We start from the raw sequence: 15,867 nt of genomic DNA on the forward strand, positions 1-15,867 counted from the left end.
TTATAAGCTGCTAAACAAAGCATCAAGCTTATGTTTTTGTATTATTTTTTGTCCTTGTTCCCCTTCAGCAATGAGTCGGTCGCCAACTTTGGCCGTATAGGTGCAGATAATTTCGTTTTTAATAACGCTTTTTACAACGGCTGTAAACTCAACTGTAGAACCAATCAGTGCGGGGCTTTTATGCTGAATAGTTAAGAATGTGCCAATACCTTCCTCATTCGTTTCTTTCATATCCAAAACAAACAAACGGCAGCACCATTCCGCATCGCGGCCCAATGCAAATGTGGCATATACCGGATGTACTTCACCCGTGTCAAATGTGGCGGTATCGTTTTCTTTAACAATTTTGGTAAATTGTTTAGTATCCCCAACTTTAAAAGGATTATTCATCGTCCTTGACAGTATCTTCTAAATAAATAATAAAATTACTTTTTTCACGATGCGCTTTAGATTTAGCAGATTGGGATTTAGCTGAATCCAAAGCGACATTAAGCTCATAGCCAAGCAATAAAATAAACGTATTGATATAGATTAACATCATGATAACAATAAGTACACCAATAGAGCCATATACCTTGTTATACGTGTTAAAGTGGTTTACATAAAACGAAAAGCCTGTAGTAGTTATTAATATAATGATACAACTAAAAATAGAGCCGGTTGACACAAAACGCCATTTTCTTACTTTAGCAGGTGCATAATAAAATATAGCCGAAACAATACTTAAGCAAATACCCGCAGCTACCACATAGTTTAATGATTGTAGCCCGAATTTAGCAATAGACTGTGTAATTAAATTCTGCTTATCTAGCCACTTAATAGCAAAACTGGCACTGGTAATTAAAACGACCGAAATAAGAATCAAAAAAGAAACAAAAACTGCCAAACCAATAGCCACCACTCTTTGTTTCCAAAAAGGCCTGTTTTCGGTTGTATGTCCGTATTTGTTAAGTGAATCCATTAGCGAATGGAATCCGTTAGTCGAAAAGTAAATAGCCGATAAAAAACCAAACGATAATAAGTCGCCACGCTGATGTTTTAAAATATCCTCTAAGGTTTCCCTCAGGGTATCGTAAGCGCTTTTAGGAATGAGTGTTGAAATAAAAAATAATATCTTATCGTGATCCTGTTTTACAGGTAAATAAGCGATTACAGTAAAAAAGAAAATAACGGTTGGAAATAGGGCCAGAAAAAAAGTAAACGCAAGGGCGGAGCTGCGCAATTGAATATCTTTTTTGCTGACAGAACGTACAAAAAACTCCAGTACAGCGTAAAGCGATACATTTTTATTGCCCGGAAATGAAACACGTTGTGTTACTTTATAAAGCCATTTAACAGGTTTCGTATGTAACAGATTGTTCTTTTTCATGTAGCGCAATATAATTTTAAGCGACTAAAAAACGATATTAATCGCTACTTTTTAAAACAAATGCTTCAGAAATGAGCCAATTAAAAATACAATATAAAACTCCCACACTCAATTCGGTTAAAAAAGCGGGTAAAATGTGGAAAAACAGTGGTGCTAAAGCGAAGTATTGTTTAGGTAGATAAGGGCATTTGCAGTATATTTACAGCCTATTTAAACTAATAAATTTTAAATACAATAAATGGAAGATAAAAGTAATTATTCAGCCGATAATATTCAGGTATTAGAAGGTTTAGAAGCAGTACGTAAGCGTCCTGCAATGTACATAGGTGATGTTGGGACGCGTGGATTACACCATTTGGTTTACGAGGTAGTCGATAACTCAATTGATGAGGCTTTGGCTGGCTATTGTAAAAATATTACAGTTATTATCAATCCTGGCGAATCAATTACTGTTGAAGATGATGGGCGCGGAATTCCTACAGGAATGCATGCTAAAGAAGGTAAATCGGCATTAGAAGTTGTAATGACTGTGTTGCATGCCGGTGGTAAATTTGATAAAGATACTTATAAAGTTTCGGGTGGTTTGCATGGTGTGGGTGTTAGTTGCGTAAATGCACTTTCTACCTTAATGAGAACCCAAGTTCACAGAGAAGGTAAAATTTGGCAACAAGAATACTCATGTGGTAAACCATTATATGATGTAAAAATTGTTGGTGAAAGCGATAAAACAGGAACTATTCAATATTTTGAACCTGATGGCAGTATTTTTACAACACTTGAATACAAATACGATACCATTGCTGCCCGTTTACGCGAACTCGCTTTTTTAAATAAAGGAATTGTTATTCATTTAAAAGATGCAAGACCAGATGAAGATGGTAATTTTAAAGAAGAAACTTTTCATAGCGAAGGCGGATTAAGAGAGTTTGTTACTTATTTAGATGGTACACGCGAAAAAATATTACCAGACCCTATTTATGTAGAAGGTGAAAAAAATGGCGTACCAGTAGAAGTAGCTATGACTTATAATACAGGTTATACCGAAAACCTACACTCGTATGTAAACAATATCAATACCATTGAAGGTGGAACACACGTTGCCGGTTTTAGAAGAGCATTAACAAGAACTTTAAAAGCATATGCTGATAAAGAAGGTTTGTTAAAAAATGTAAAAGTAGAGATAGCAGGTGACGACTTTAGAGAAGGTTTAACAGGCGTTATTTCAGTTAAAGTACAAGAACCTCAATTTGAAGGACAAACAAAAACCAAATTAGGTAATAACGATGTAACAGGTGCTGTTGATCAATGTGTAGGTGAAATGCTTTCAAACTATTTAGAAGAAAACCCAAGAGAAGCAAAATTAATTGTACAAAAAGTAATACTTGCAGCAACTGCACGTGCAGCAGCGCGTAAAGCAAGAGAAATGGTACAAAGAAAAGGTGCTTTAACAGGAAGTGGATTACCAGGAAAATTAGCCGATTGCCAAGAAACAGACCCAGCACAGTGCGAAATATACTTAGTGGAGGGAGATTCAGCAGGAGGAACAGCTAAACAAGGCCGTAACCGTGTTTTCCAAGCCATTCTACCTTTAAGAGGTAAAATTCTTAATGTAGAGAAAGCCATGGAACATAAAATTTATGAGAACGAAGAAATAAAAAATATGTTTACCGGTTTAGGCGTTACAATTGGAACTGCCGAAGATGCTAAAGCCTTAAATTTAGATAAATTACGTTACCATAAAATCATTATCATGACCGATGCGGACGTGGATGGTAGTCATATTCGTACCTTAATTCTTACTTTGTTTTTCCGTTATATGAAAGAATTGTTAGAGTTTGGTTATGTATATATTGCCCAACCGCCTTTATACTTGGTAAAAAAAGGCAAAGAAGAAGAATATTGCTGGACAGAGGCACAAAGAACAGATGCTGTTTTACGTATTGCCAAAGGAGCAAATCCTGATACAGTAGGTATACAGCGTTATAAAGGTTTGGGAGAGATGAATGCAGAGCAATTGTGGAGTACTACCATGAATCCTGATACAAGAACCCTAAAACAAGTAACCTTAGATAGCGCTGTAGAAGCCGATAGGATTTTTAGTATGTTAATGGGCGATGAAGTTCCACCGCGCAGAGAGTTTATTGAAGCGAATGCAAAGTATGCTAAGATTGATGCTTAATAGATTATAATTTATTTGTATAAAACAAAGGCTGCCTCAAAAGGGTAGCCTTTGTCTTTACTCATGGTTATAATAAGTAAAATAACATTAAACTATTTCATACTCCAGCCTGGGTTTATTGCTTATTTGGTACCTGCTGTTAATCGTTAATTTTCTTTTGTCTGAAGGCGCTAGATTCAATATGTTTCTGGGTAATGTCAGGCCGCTTTCTGCAATTTCTATAATTTCATTACTATACACCTGAATATCGGTCAAAAGCAGAAGAGAGTTGCTATTGGCTTGCTGTTCCATTTCTATAACAGTCTGATCTGCTCCAAATGCTTGTCCATATTGCCATTCTTCAGGTTTTTGAATAAAAGGCTTCATGCTTTCTTTACTAATTTCCAAAATCTTTTTTAGTCTTTGGTAGTGCTTATTTTCTAATTCAGTATCGTTAATACCTTTTTGTTTTAAACCTAATTGAATGCTTATTTTTTCGGGTATGAAAATAGTATCAGGTTTTGCCTGATTCATCAGGTGTAAAAAAATGGGTACTTGTTGCTCCTTATCCAATACATTTTGCATTGTTTCACTAACAATAACATCGGGTATGTGTTTTTTGTCTATGGTATAGGCAGAAGCATCTGTTAGTAACAAATTGATGGGATAAGAAGTAAAATCAATGGCATCAATTAAACTTTTTAACCAGTCCAAACTAATTGGATTTATTTCCAGGAAAGTATAGTTAATACGGTTTTTGGGGTATTTAAATATAAGTGGTAATAGTATAGTGGCAAAAGGCCCGGTTCCTGCATACAATATGTTTATGGTATCATTGGTTTGTTGAGCCAATTTATCAGATATAGCTTTATGAGTACCTCTTATAAACTGGCGTGTTCTCATTAATCATCCAAGCATAAAGCAGCCCAAAACGGACCTATGGCAAGCCCATTATTCATATAAATATGTTGGCGCCCTTCACGGGTATTTAAGTCGTTAGCGTTTAAGCTTTGTAAAAGGGCCTTGTAGTCTGTTGTTATTTGGCTTAGTTTTTTATAATCAATGGTATCTTCTAAATATACAGAAGCAATGCGTAGTAATTCTTCTTTTATAGTTGTTTGCTCTATCATAACAGGTAATCATATAGGTTACCTGCAACATATAATTTATCCAAAAGAATAACCAATGCTTTTTTTGTTATTTAAAGGTTTTGTAAATTAACTAAGCCCAGTTATTTTTGAAGGGGGAAGCACTTTAAACAAATGTTAATGCATATTTTCGCACTATTTTTCTTTTCAGGATGGACTTTACGTGTCATATTTATCTTATTCTCTGGTTACATTGAATTAAAGTATTCGTTTAATTATCCCAAGAATAAATATAACCGTATTAGTATTCGCAAACTGAAGGCTCTAATTAAAAGCAACAAAATAGAAGATAATGGACTTTTGAAATTACTTAATTGGCTTATTTATATTTATTATGCAATGATGAGTTTACTCCTATGTTCTTTTATACTAATTATTGGATTTATAGTTTTATGTATAATTATCAGCTAATATAAAGGAATAAAAATATTTGGTTTGTTTACCACTTAATACTTACTAAAGTAGTAGTACAAGCCAATGGTTGGCACTAAGTTTAACCCAACAGTGAACCCGCCACTGGTTGCCTCTAATTTTGGGCTGCTGTTTCCAATAGGTTCTTGGTTTGCTCTGATAAATGAATAGCTGATCACTTTATTAAATGAAAAATCGAAACCCAATTTAGGGATAATAAAAAAGGTAATGCCGGGATTTAAACTTGCTTCAAAAACCGAGTTGGTTACTTTAATACTGTCTTTTAGTTGCGATTGTCCAAAAGTTTGTTTGTCATTATAAGTTCCCGAATTAAAGTCAAGGTTAAACTGGCTATGAAAATAAATACTTCGCCATATTTCAATGTAATGGCGTACATATAACTTACCTCCGTAATTAAACGCATTGATGTTTTCAATGGTGTTACCATCAAGGCTTGCGCGTTGTGTTACAAAGCTACTGCCTAAATTTACAGCCACACCGCAAGCCAGTTTATCGTTAATGAAATATGCCATACTTGGCGAAAAATTCCAGTTAATGGCAGGCTTTAAAGTATGTGTACTTGAGGTGCCATTGTTTAATGTTATTTTCTGTTCGCCAAAACCTACTGACGAGATACCAACACTACCTCCGGCAAAAAACTTATACTGCCCAATTTGAGCACTTAAAAAATTGGATTGAATAATAATGAGCAGTAAAGCTAATATCTTTTTCATAAGAATTATTTGATGAATAAATTTTAGTTATCAATAAAAAAGGCTGCCAATACAGACAGCCTTTTTTATTGAGATTTCAGAATGTATTAACTAAAATACAAATCCTAAACGTACACCACCTGTAGTAACACCAAATAAATCAAAAGTGCTGCCACCTAAAGTTTTAGTTTCAGCACCATTATTTATTTTTTGAGTACCGTCTCCATCAGTAGTCATGTTAAATAAACCTAAGCCCATTTCACCTCCTACAAAAATACCTTGTGTAATATGGTAGTCAGCGCCTAATAATAAACCTAATCCAATTCCTAATTTGCTACCACCAGTTGATTTGTAAGAATCGCCTGAATTAACTTGGCCAGGAGCAGGATTAGCAAAGCCAGAATTAGAAACTTCAGTAGAGACACCTGTTCCCATAGAAAACATTAATTGTGCACCAACATAAGGAGATAATTTAGCGGTACCTGCAAAATGTTTTTCAATACCCGGAGATAACATCAAATTAAAGCCACTACTTTCTTTAATTTCTGCAGTCACATCACCAGCACCATTCTGTACTTTTTCAGTAGAAGTAGTCATACCCATTCCTAAACGAGCTCTAACGGCCATTGTTTCTGAAAGGAAATAACGTAAACGTAATTCACCTGGTAAGTTGTAGCTAATAGGAGCTGTACCGGTTTGAAAGTTTAAAACAACTTCAGCAGTTTTTGAACCTGCTATTGGTTTTTGGGCATGTGCTGCAATAAATAATGAAGCAGTTGCAATAGTTAAGATAATTTTTTTCATATTGTTTTTGTTTTGGTTAACGATATCGAATGTAGAATTTAGTGTTATTACTTTCAAATGCTGAAACAAAGGTATTTAGCTTAAAAATGTTTATAATTCATAATTACGATGCTTAAGTATAGTCGAGATGCTAATAAAATAAGGTATTAGAGGTTGTTGTAGTATAAAATATACAAGACTATATTAGCGGTAAATATCATTAGGGAATTAGTTAAAAAGAGTACTTATATGAAAAGCAAAAAGGGTATGAAAATATATTTTATAAGTGGGCTAGGCGCGGATGAGCGGGTATTTCAATATCTTAATTTGCCTGATATAGAAAAGGTTTTTATTAAATGGGAAAAACCTTTAAAAAGAGAAAGCTTAAGTAATTATGCCGGTAGATTAATAAAACAAATAGATATTAGTCAGCCAGTTTATTTAATAGGAGTTTCCTTTGGGGGATTAATAGCACAAGAAATAGCTAAGCAAATTAACTGCGTTAAAATAATTATTATTTCCAGTATCAAATCGCCAAAGGAGTTTAGCTGGGCATTGAAATGTGTTAAGCTTTTACAGCTACATTTAATTTACCCCAAAGCGCTTTTAAAATGGAGTAACAGAATAACAGGCAATTTTTATTTTAGTATTCAATCAAAAAAAGAAGCGCAATTGTTAGTACAAATAATAAATGATACCGATTTAGATTTTTTGGTATGGGCTATGCATGAAATAATAAATTGGAAACCCGCAAACGAAACAACAATACCTTTGTTACATATACATGGAACCCACGACAGGATTTTTCCTGTAGGTAATTTAAAAGATTATCTACCAATAAAAAATGGCGGACATTTTATGATTGTGAATCAGTCAAAAACCATCAGTGAAATTATTTTAAACTACCTAAATAAATAAAAATATATAACTTGCTCCCTGCATGATTGAAGCTTTTGCCACCTTTGTTGATGTAGTTTTACCGCTATATGTTCCTAAATTATATACCTATAGAGTGGCTGATGATTTAGTAGCACAAACACAAACAGGCAAGCGTGTTTCAGTTCAGTTTGGAAAAAGTAAAGTATATGCAGCCATTGTAGCCAAAGTGCACAATACACCTCCTAAAGATTACGAAGCAAAATACATACTCTCCGTTTTAGACGAAGAGCCCATTATATTTGAACAACAACTTAAATTCTGGCAATGGATAAGCGATTATTATTTATGCAATATGGGCGATGTAATGCAGGCTGCTTTACCGGCCATGCTCAAACTACAAAGCGCCAGTAAAATAATTGCCAACCCTGATTTTGATACCAATACTGTATTGGATGATAGGGAATACATGATTATGGAAGCACTGCAAGTGCAACATGAATTAACCATTGATAATATACAACAAATTATTAATAGTAAAAACGCTTTACCCATTATAAAAAGCCTCGTTATAAAAGAGGCCATTATTATAAATGAGCAAATACACGAACGTTATAAAGAAAAGTTAGTATCGTGTATAAAGCTAACAGATACCTATACCCACGAAGAAAATTTAAAGCTGCTGTTTGATTTATTGGCAAAAAAAGAAAAGCAAATAGAAGCACTGGTTACCTATGTACATTTAAAGCAAAATAAAACGCATGTACTAAAAGCGGATTTAATAAAAAAGGGAAATGTGAGTACCTCATCATTACAAACACTTATTAAAAATGGTGTTTTTGAGGAGTTTGAAATAGCCGTAGACAGGCTTCAATTTGATGAAAATAAAACAGAAACATTTGAGTTAAATGCAGAGCAAGCAGAAGCATTTATTCAAATAGAAAAAGAGTTTATAGAAAAAGATGTGGTGCTGCTACAAGGTGTTACCAGCAGTGGTAAAACCCATGTATATGTTAGGTTAATGGAGCAAGCTTTAAAGCAGGGAAAACAGGTTTTATACTTACTTCCCGAAATTGCTATTACATCGCAAATTATACATCGTATAAAAAAATACTTTGGCGAAAAATGCGTTGCTTTTCACAATAAAATAGGGGATAGTGAACGGGTAGAAATTTGGAATAAAGTAAAATCGTCAGATATAAAAATAGTAATAGGCGCAAGGAGTGCTATATTTTTACCTTTTGCTGATTTAGGTTTAACCATAGTTGATGAAGAGCATGAAACCACTTTTAAACAAAATGATCCTGCTCCCCGTTACCATGCCCGGGATAGCGCAGTAGTTTTAAATAAAATATACAATTCGAAACTAATTTTAGGGAGTGCTACACCAAGCTTTGAAAGTTATTTTAACGCCAAAGGAGGGAGGTATGGTTTGGTGAAATTAACCAAGCGGCATGGCGATATAGAACTACCGCAAATTATAACAGCTAATATAGCGGAGGAAAGAAAAGCTAAAATTATACAAGGCAATTTAACTACTGTTTTGGTCAATGAAATAAAAGAAACATTGGCTAAAAATGAACAAGTTATTTTGTTTCAAAACAGGCGAGGTTACAGTCCGGTGTATGAATGCGATAATTGCCAGTGGGTACCTAAATGCCAGAATTGCGATATCAGTTTAACATACCATAAGTACATAGATTCACTCAAATGCCATTACTGTGGATTTACCCAAAAACTGCCGGATACTTGTATGGCATGTGGCGCACATACTTTAAGTTTTAAAGGCTTTGGAACCGAGAAAATAGAAGATGAACTAGCGATACTTTTTCCAACAGCCAGAGTTGCCCGCTTTGACCAGGATTCAGTTAAAGGTAAAAATGGACACGAGCATATTATAAAAGATTTTGCAGAACATAGGTTCGACATTATGGTAGGAACCCAAATGGTAACAAAGGGTTTGGATTTTGACAATGTAACATTGGTGGGTGTAATCAATGCCGATCAACTTTTATATTTTCCCGATTTTAGGGCCAACGAAAGAGCATTTCAGCTCATAGAACAAGTGAGTGGCCGGGGAGGCAGAAGAAAAAAGCAGGGGAGAGTTGTTATCCAAACCAGTTCGCCAAATCATCCAGTTATAACGGCTGTTATTAATCATGACTACGAGGCTGTTTACAATAAAGAAATACAAGATAGGGCTCAATTCCTGTTTCCGCCTTTTCAGCGCATCATAAAAATTAATTTACGCCACAAAGAATTTAAAGTATGTGAAAATGCAGCAGAACAATTACACCACTTGATGCATGGCACTTTTGGTGATAATTTATTGGGGCCTGCAAACCCATATGTGAGCCGCATTCGCAATTATTATATCAAAGAGTTTTTGGTTAAAATAGATAGGACAGATACACGCTTGCCGGCATTGAAAAAATTTATACGCCAACAAATAGCCAAGCTTTATGAAACCAAATTATACAGCCAGTTAATAATACAATTAGATGTAGATGCTCTTTAAACTAGTTACAAACCACCTCATTTACTGATAACAGTCAACTGCTAACTAACAACTAATAAAATACCTTTGTTGCATGAAAAATAGAATAATTGTTAGCCTATTTTTACTAATTAGTTTTATTAGTTCGTTGCCTTATACTGTAAATGCACAATGCCCTATGTGCAAGCAATCGCTTACATCAGCCAGAATGGATGGCGATACGAGTGTAGGCAATACCCTCAATAATGGGATTATTTACCTATTTGTATTTCCTTATATTTTAGCCATGGTATTTGTTTTTTTATACATAAGAAACACACGCGCTAAAAAGAAACTCAACCAAAACCAATAGTATTATGTGTAATCAATATGAACCTAGCAAAGGCTTATCAATAGCTAAAGCTAAATGCCCGCAATGCCAAAGCGGAAAAATGTATAAATACAACGCTTTTAAATTAAACGGATTTACGCAAATGTTTACCACTTGCCAGGTATGCGGAGTTCAGTTTGAAGTGGAGCCGGGCTTTTTTTGGGGAGCTATGTATGTAAGCTATGCTATTACTTGCGGTATTATGTTAGCCGTTGGTGGTATTGTTTTTTTTACTACTACAGGAGCGGGATTCTGGACATACATTATCCCTATTTTTATTGTTATGTTTTTATCAATACCATTTACCTACAGATATGCCAGGGTGTTGATGTTGTATTTCTTTTCTCCGCTTACGTTCAAGAAAGAATTCGTTAAATAAAAATAGATGGCGTCAGAGTCTATCATATTTTTTGACGGGGAGTGTAACTTATGCAACGGATTTGTGCAGTTTGTGTTAAAACACGAGCAAGCGCCAAACCTTAAATTCAGCAGTTTGCAAAGTGAATTTGCGCAAAACTTTTTCAAGCAACAAAACTTTGATCCCTCTTCAATAGATTCTGTTATTGTTTACCATAACAACCAATTTTACTTGCAATCAAAAGCAGCATTTATAGTTATAGCCCAGTTAAAAAGTCCTTACAAATGGCTAAGCGTATTTAAGTTTATACCTTCTTTTATAGCTAATTTTATTTATAAAATAATAGCCAGGTATCGCTATAACATATGGGGTAAAACCAATCAGTGTTGGGTAATGAAGCCAAATTACCAAGATAGGTTTTTATAAAACATTTATTGCAAAAAAAGCCCTTGAACTTACGTCCTTGGGCTTTTTGTTATCTAAAACACTTTAACTATTTAATGGTTACAGCAGTTTTTTCTGTTTTGTTTTCTACTTTTTTAAGTTCAATACTTAAAATACCGTCTTCCATTTTTGCATCAATATTTTCTTTATCAATATTTTCTGTTAAATGAAATACGCGTTTAAATTTACCTTCAAACGATTCAACCGTATGGAATTTGCGGGTATCGTTTTCAGTTTTTAATTTTCTCTCTCCGCTAATCACCAATTTGTTTTTTACTACTTCCACGCTAACGTTTTCTTTTTTCACACCCGGTAATAATACATGTATAGCATAATTACCTTCTGATTCTGTTACATCGGCTCTTGGAGTAAAGTGGTAATCGTTTTCTGCACGATTAAATTGTTGGTTGATTAAACTGTCTACTGAGTTTAAAAATTGTGAAGGGATTGAGTTTTCAATAAAGAACTCACGAGCTGGATTTACTTTTAAAAATTTCATATTTGTTTTGTTTAATTGTTTATTTAAAATATGAATACGGTTAAGCAAAAAGTTTTCCAGTTGAATTTTAAAGCCATAATGGCTTGATATTGCATTTTTGTATTAGGAGCGAAGCAAATTAAAAGACTTTTTGTCTTTTAATTTGAAAAATGACTGTTTACAAGTCAGCTAAAGGCAAGGTGATTTCAAATACAGTTCCCACATCTTCATGGCTGGTAAAGCTAATTTTACCACCACCGGCTTCAATCATATTTTTAACCATGGGTAAGCCCAAGCCCATTCCATAAATTTTGGTGCTGAAGTAGGGTGTGAAAATTTTATCTGCATCAGCGTTGCTAATACCTTTACCGTTATCGCTAATGCTTATCTTTACTGTTTTGTTATCAACTATTGCGCTTATATCAATTAAGCCTTTTTTATCGTCAGGGATAGCTTGTGCAGCATTTTTAATTAAGTTGGTAAATGTCCTGTTCAAATAATTATTATCAAAATACACATACATATCATCGCTTATCTGATTAACTATTTTAACATTTTCATCGTTTTGATGCAAATCAATAATAGGCTCTAAGGCATCCTTTAAATTAATGTTTTCAAACTCAGGCGTTGGCATTTTAGCATAATTACTAAACTCGCTGGCCAAATCGTTTAAAACGTCTATTTGTGTTATAATGGTTTTACTAACTTTATGGAATGTTTCTTCTAACTTAGGGTGCTTGTCATTCCACGCGCGTTGTAAGTGCTGTACACTTAGCTTCATAGGCGTTAAAGGATTTTTTATTTCGTGTGCAATTTGCCTTGCTATATCACGCCAGGCACCTTCGCGTTCACTTTGTGCCAGCTTTTGCGCACTCTCCTCTAACTTATCTATCATTAAGTTGTATTGCTTTACCAGGTCGCCAATTTCATCTTTTCTGTTCCAAAGTATTGGCTCGTTTTTTTTACCTAAACTGGTTGTACTTAACTGGCGTTGGATTAATATGAGTGGGAATGAAATACTGTGCGAAATAACATAAGCTATAACACCTATTATAATAAACAACAAAGCGTACAAGTTAATAAAGCCCACTACAATACTTGATATCTCACTTAATAAATCAGCTTGCTTACTAAAGTAGGGTAGTTGCGCATAACCAATTAACATGTTTTCGTTTTTATAAATAGGTACGTAAGCAGCTATATAACCAAACTCCGCTATTTTTTCAGCCTGACTAAACTGCGATTCTTTTAGTTTTGAGAGATGGTAAAAGGCTGTTGGATTCATTAAGTCGCCAATAACTCCTTCATCATATACTTTGCTTATACTACTGGCTAGCAACTTACCTTGCATGTTAAATATGCTTATATCTGTATCATAAAAATCGGCCAACTGGTTTAAGTAAGCTTTACTTTCATCCAGTCTGTTTTTTACAATATAATCAGCCGCTTCGCCTTGCAATGTATTTACTACATTCCTGATTTTTCTACTCAGCTTTTCATTTTGCTTGGTATTGTATTCCGACTGAATAAAATTAATGGTAACATAAGCCGTAATGCTTAACGTAATAAACACGATTAAAATAATAGATACCTGTATGCGGGTTCTAATCAATACTACATCCGGATCTTTGATAAACAATAAGCGGTTAATAAGGTGCCTGACGGTGCGGTATATATCCGATTGAATTAGTTTATACTTCTTTAAAAAGCGCCCATTAACAATGGCATATACCGAAAGAGAGAAAATGAGCAGGAGGGTAAAGAACGTAAATATAAGCGAAAACAAGCCTAGTGGCTCATAAAAGGTGTTATGCTTTTTGCTGACAATAACGGTTAATTGCTGGTCGTTAAAATATTGCAAATGATCGTAATCGTTTTCAATATAAGTAGTAAATATTTCCGGCTGAGTTGTTAAGCTATTTACGGTGCGGTAAGGATAATCGCCACTCTGGCTTATTAAAGCTTTATTTTTATAAATAGCATAGCTGTAATCAAACTTTTTAAAGCCAATGGTATTGGACGTTCCCTCAATTTGCAATTCATCAAAACGGTTTTCATCCTGAATAAGCTTTGGTTGCAATTGAATAAATATATAGCCTAATTTCTGGCTACCATTTTTAACCGTAAATTTTGATAAGTATCCTTTTAAATAGCTGTTTGTTTTTAAGTATTTAAAATATTTATCAATGGTTTCAATGGATTGGTTATAGTAAATTTCATTTAACTGATTAAATGAAATACCATTTCTTTCGTGGAGGTGATAACCGCTGGAATCAAAGTCGTAAAAGGTAACATCGTATTTACTTAAATAGCCTGTAAAGTACAATTGCCTAATGGTTTTCTTTAATTGCGACTTAAGCGCCATTGGGTTTAAGAAGTAATATTTTACCTGCTTATCCAATATTATTTTCTTCTCTACATCGCGTAAAAAGTATTCTGTATTGATATCGTTTTGCGATATTAATTTAGCCGCATACAGCTTCCGGTTATCAATATCTTTTAAGTTAGAAAAATACTGAACAGAAAAACTGGTAGCAAAAGAAATGAGTATAACCAAAACAAAATAATGCTGGAAGCGATTAGTACGAGTCACTAAAAAATTAAACCCGGCAAAAACAACAATTAAAACAACAGAGCCTAAGTAGTAAATATGTTGCCTGCCGAAAAACTCATTGATTATAACAGGATGGACAACGGCTAATACAAACACCATCAACCCGGTTAAAACATAATAGTTGAATTCATTTTTACGTATAAATAAATACGTGTTTTTTATACAGATATGTATAATAATGTAAAGTATTACTCCAATTAATAATCCGTAAAAAGTATATTGATTAAGGAGGTAAACATTTTTTAAGCTGTACGAAATCTGGGAGTCGAAAACCAAACTTTTTATACTGTCAATACTTGAATCAATAGCCGTAATGGTTATTAAAAATAAAAAGAACACTTTGATGTATTTTAACCATTCTCTTTTTTCAGGATTCACCAAAATACGTTTAGCATCAATAAGCACAGCAAACCACAGTGCCATAAAAGCCACCACAATAAAATCACCTAACGAAGGTATAATATCGCTTGAGGCATAAATAATGGGGCTAAACAAAGCTTTTGAATACAGGTAGGATGGAAGCTGGTAGTAAAGTAATAATTTTTTCAGCACCAACATAACACTAAAAAACACCAATGCTCCAATGCCTATATTTACATAAAGCAACTGACTGCAAAACAAATGGAACGATAAAACAAAAAATAAGATGGCTAAAATAGAAAGTGAAATAAGCCACCAATTGTCAAGCCAGTCCTTGCTAAACACTTCTACTGAAAACAAATATTTATTACTTACATCTTTAATGTCAGTAAAACCTTTCAAGGGTTGCGGACTTATAATACCATTATCTAAAAACGATAAATCATCAATAAACTTATTGTTTAAGTATTGGTTTTTATAGTTATAGCCTTCATAAATATTGTAAAAAAAAACCAATTGAAAGCTACCAACAGCTTTATAATAAACTAGGTATGAACCATTGTTATTCACTATAAAACTTAGCCCGTCTTTAAACTTATTGTTAAACTTTTGGGCATTAATTAAGTTACTGGTCCAGGTTATTAAAGTATCTTTTCTGAATATCTGAATGAGACAATTTTCCCGCTGGGCTATATCGTTAATGGTTAGCCAGTTTTTATCGAAACTGCTGCTGTCTTTTATTAAATGGCTATAGGCGTTTACTAAATCAAGTTCTTTGTATTTAATAAACTCTTGTAGCTGCTGATAAGTATTTTCTAATTGCTGAGGTGTGTTTTTTAAATAGCGTTGTTCAGCTACAAACGCTAACTGCATCAACACAATGGATATTAAAAACCGAAGGAAATATTTTTTTAGTTTTGAATTAATATGCATTGTAAGGCAAAGTACAATTATTTAATTTATTCCGAAACAAATTTCAGGCCCACAATAGAAAATATTAATGTGCTGATAAAAAATAAACGCCAGAAATGGGCCGGTTCATTAAAAACCAAAATACCTATTAAGGCTGTACCTACAGCACCTATACCTGTCCATACAGCATAAGCAGTACCCAAAGGGAGTGTTTGTGTGGCTTTGTATAGCAATAACATACTTATACATAAAGAAAGTAGAAAACCACCTAACCACATACTGGATTCAAGCCCATTGGTAATTCTTGCTTTGGCTAGACACGAAGCAAAAGCCACTTCAAATAATCCTGCAATAATTAATAGTAACCAATTCATCA

15 protein-coding genes are annotated in these 15,867 nt (G+C 33.9%); 6 read left to right on the forward strand and 9 right to left on the reverse strand.

All coding sequences use genetic code 11. The features are described 5' to 3' along the window. Both V4538_12490 and V4538_12495 read right to left on the reverse strand, forming a co-directional pair. Complete coding sequence (locus V4538_12490) at window positions 1–390, reverse strand: hypothetical protein (GenBank protein MES2381855.1); 390 nt, start codon at window positions 388–390, stop codon at window positions 1–3. Then, complete coding sequence (locus V4538_12495; protein MES2381856.1) at window positions 383–1,369, reverse strand: YihY/virulence factor BrkB family protein; 987 nt, start codon at window positions 1,367–1,369, stop codon at window positions 383–385. The genes V4538_12490 and V4538_12495 overlap by 8 nt, the downstream gene beginning before the upstream one ends. Window positions 1,370–1,607: 238 nt before the next feature. Here V4538_12495 and gyrB point away from each other — a divergent pair, with 238 nt between their 5' ends. Continuing rightward, window positions 1,608–3,548, forward strand: coding sequence for a DNA topoisomerase (ATP-hydrolyzing) subunit B (gyrB, locus tag V4538_12500; GenBank protein MES2381857.1), 1,941 nt, complete (start codon window positions 1,608–1,610; stop codon window positions 3,546–3,548). Window positions 3,549–3,635: 87 nt separating this feature from the next. Here the strand turns inward: gyrB and V4538_12505 are convergent, their stop codons facing one another. The 4 genes from V4538_12505 to V4538_12520 form a co-directional block, all read right to left on the reverse strand. After that, window positions 3,636–4,430: a hypothetical protein gene (locus tag V4538_12505; GenBank protein MES2381858.1), complete on the reverse strand. Its 795-nt coding sequence runs from the start codon at window positions 4,428–4,430 to the stop codon at window positions 3,636–3,638. Continuing rightward, window positions 4,430–4,657, reverse strand: a complete 228-nt coding sequence (locus tag V4538_12510; protein MES2381859.1) for a hypothetical protein — start codon at window positions 4,655–4,657, stop codon at window positions 4,430–4,432. The genes V4538_12505 and V4538_12510 overlap by 1 nt, the downstream gene beginning before the upstream one ends. 464 nt (window positions 4,658–5,121) lie before the next feature. After that, on the reverse strand, window positions 5,122–5,820 hold the full coding sequence (locus V4538_12515; protein MES2381860.1) for a hypothetical protein: 699 nt from the start codon (window positions 5,818–5,820) through the stop codon (window positions 5,122–5,124). A 90-nt stretch (window positions 5,821–5,910) separates the two neighbouring features. Then, window positions 5,911–6,603, reverse strand: coding sequence for a hypothetical protein (locus V4538_12520; protein MES2381861.1), 693 nt, complete (start codon window positions 6,601–6,603; stop codon window positions 5,911–5,913). Window positions 6,604–6,849: 246 nt separating this feature from the next. Between V4538_12520 and V4538_12525 the strand changes: the two genes are divergently transcribed. From V4538_12525 to V4538_12545, 5 genes are all read left to right on the forward strand, one after another. Then, the gene (locus tag V4538_12525; protein ID MES2381862.1) at window positions 6,850–7,500 is read left to right on the forward strand and encodes an alpha/beta hydrolase; all 651 of its coding nucleotides are present in this window, start codon (window positions 6,850–6,852) and stop codon (window positions 7,498–7,500) included. Between the two features lie 22 nt (window positions 7,501–7,522). Then, window positions 7,523–9,976: a primosomal protein N' gene (gene priA / locus V4538_12530; protein ID MES2381863.1), complete on the forward strand. Its 2,454-nt coding sequence runs from the start codon at window positions 7,523–7,525 to the stop codon at window positions 9,974–9,976. 73 nt (window positions 9,977–10,049) lie between these two features. Further along, window positions 10,050–10,307, forward strand: a complete 258-nt coding sequence (locus V4538_12535; protein MES2381864.1) for a hypothetical protein — start codon at window positions 10,050–10,052, stop codon at window positions 10,305–10,307. A gap of 4 nt (window positions 10,308–10,311) precedes the next feature. Next, complete coding sequence (locus tag V4538_12540) at window positions 10,312–10,704, forward strand: DUF983 domain-containing protein (GenBank protein MES2381865.1); 393 nt, start codon at window positions 10,312–10,314, stop codon at window positions 10,702–10,704. A 6-nt stretch (window positions 10,705–10,710) separates the two neighbouring features. After that, window positions 10,711–11,109: a DCC1-like thiol-disulfide oxidoreductase family protein gene (locus tag V4538_12545; GenBank protein ID MES2381866.1), complete on the forward strand. Its 399-nt coding sequence runs from the start codon at window positions 10,711–10,713 to the stop codon at window positions 11,107–11,109. A gap of 67 nt (window positions 11,110–11,176) precedes the next feature. On the opposite strand, the gene V4538_12550 is transcribed toward V4538_12545, so the two are convergent. The 3 genes from V4538_12550 to V4538_12560 form a co-directional block, all read right to left on the reverse strand. Continuing rightward, window positions 11,177–11,626 carry an Hsp20/alpha crystallin family protein gene (locus tag V4538_12550; GenBank protein MES2381867.1) on the reverse strand — a complete coding sequence of 150 codons (450 nt, stop codon included), beginning with the start codon at window positions 11,624–11,626 and terminating at the stop codon, window positions 11,177–11,179. 157 nt (window positions 11,627–11,783) lie between these two features. Then, on the reverse strand, window positions 11,784–15,452 hold the full coding sequence (locus V4538_12555; protein ID MES2381868.1) for an ATP-binding protein: 3,669 nt from the start codon (window positions 15,450–15,452) through the stop codon (window positions 11,784–11,786). An 86-nt stretch (window positions 15,453–15,538) separates the two neighbouring features. Continuing rightward, entirely contained in the window at window positions 15,539–15,865 is a 327-nt protein-coding gene (locus tag V4538_12560; protein ID MES2381869.1) for a multidrug efflux SMR transporter, read from the reverse strand. Between the last annotated feature and the right edge of the window lie 2 nt (window positions 15,866–15,867).

Source organism: Bacteroidota bacterium (assembly GCA_040388375.1).
Lineage (GTDB): Bacteria > Bacteroidota > Bacteroidia > UKL13-3 > UKL13-3 > JAAFJM01.

What these genes read in the sequence shown, in the direction of transcription:
- priA (MES2381863.1), top strand. Translation starts at nt 7,523, where the DNA reads ATGATTGAAGCTTTTGCCACCTTTGTTGATGTAGTTTTACCGCTATAT.
- V4538_12490 (MES2381855.1), bottom strand. Translation starts at nt 390, where the DNA reads ATGAATAATCCTTTTAAAGTTGGGGATACTAAACAATTTACCAAAATT.
- V4538_12505 (MES2381858.1), bottom strand. Translation starts at nt 4,430, where the DNA reads ATGAGAACACGCCAGTTTATAAGAGGTACTCATAAAGCTATATCTGAT.
- gyrB (MES2381857.1), top strand. Translation starts at nt 1,608, where the DNA reads ATGGAAGATAAAAGTAATTATTCAGCCGATAATATTCAGGTATTAGAA.
- V4538_12525 (MES2381862.1), top strand. Translation starts at nt 6,850, where the DNA reads ATGAAAATATATTTTATAAGTGGGCTAGGCGCGGATGAGCGGGTATTT.
- V4538_12535 (MES2381864.1), top strand. Translation starts at nt 10,050, where the DNA reads ATGAAAAATAGAATAATTGTTAGCCTATTTTTACTAATTAGTTTTATT.
- V4538_12540 (MES2381865.1), top strand. Translation starts at nt 10,312, where the DNA reads ATGTGTAATCAATATGAACCTAGCAAAGGCTTATCAATAGCTAAAGCT.
- V4538_12545 (MES2381866.1), top strand. Translation starts at nt 10,711, where the DNA reads ATGGCGTCAGAGTCTATCATATTTTTTGACGGGGAGTGTAACTTATGC.
- V4538_12495 (MES2381856.1), bottom strand. Translation starts at nt 1,369, where the DNA reads ATGAAAAAGAACAATCTGTTACATACGAAACCTGTTAAATGGCTTTAT.
- V4538_12510 (MES2381859.1), bottom strand. Translation starts at nt 4,657, where the DNA reads ATGATAGAGCAAACAACTATAAAAGAAGAATTACTACGCATTGCTTCT.
- V4538_12550 (MES2381867.1), bottom strand. Translation starts at nt 11,626, where the DNA reads ATGAAATTTTTAAAAGTAAATCCAGCTCGTGAGTTCTTTATTGAAAAC.
- V4538_12560 (MES2381869.1), bottom strand. Translation starts at nt 15,865, where the DNA reads ATGAATTGGTTACTATTAATTATTGCAGGATTATTTGAAGTGGCTTTT.
- V4538_12555 (MES2381868.1), bottom strand. Translation starts at nt 15,452, where the DNA reads ATGCAGTTAGCGTTTGTAGCTGAACAACGCTATTTAAAAAACACACCT.
- V4538_12515 (MES2381860.1), bottom strand. Translation starts at nt 5,820, where the DNA reads ATGAAAAAGATATTAGCTTTACTGCTCATTATTATTCAATCCAATTTT.
- V4538_12520 (MES2381861.1), bottom strand. Translation starts at nt 6,603, where the DNA reads ATGAAAAAAATTATCTTAACTATTGCAACTGCTTCATTATTTATTGCA.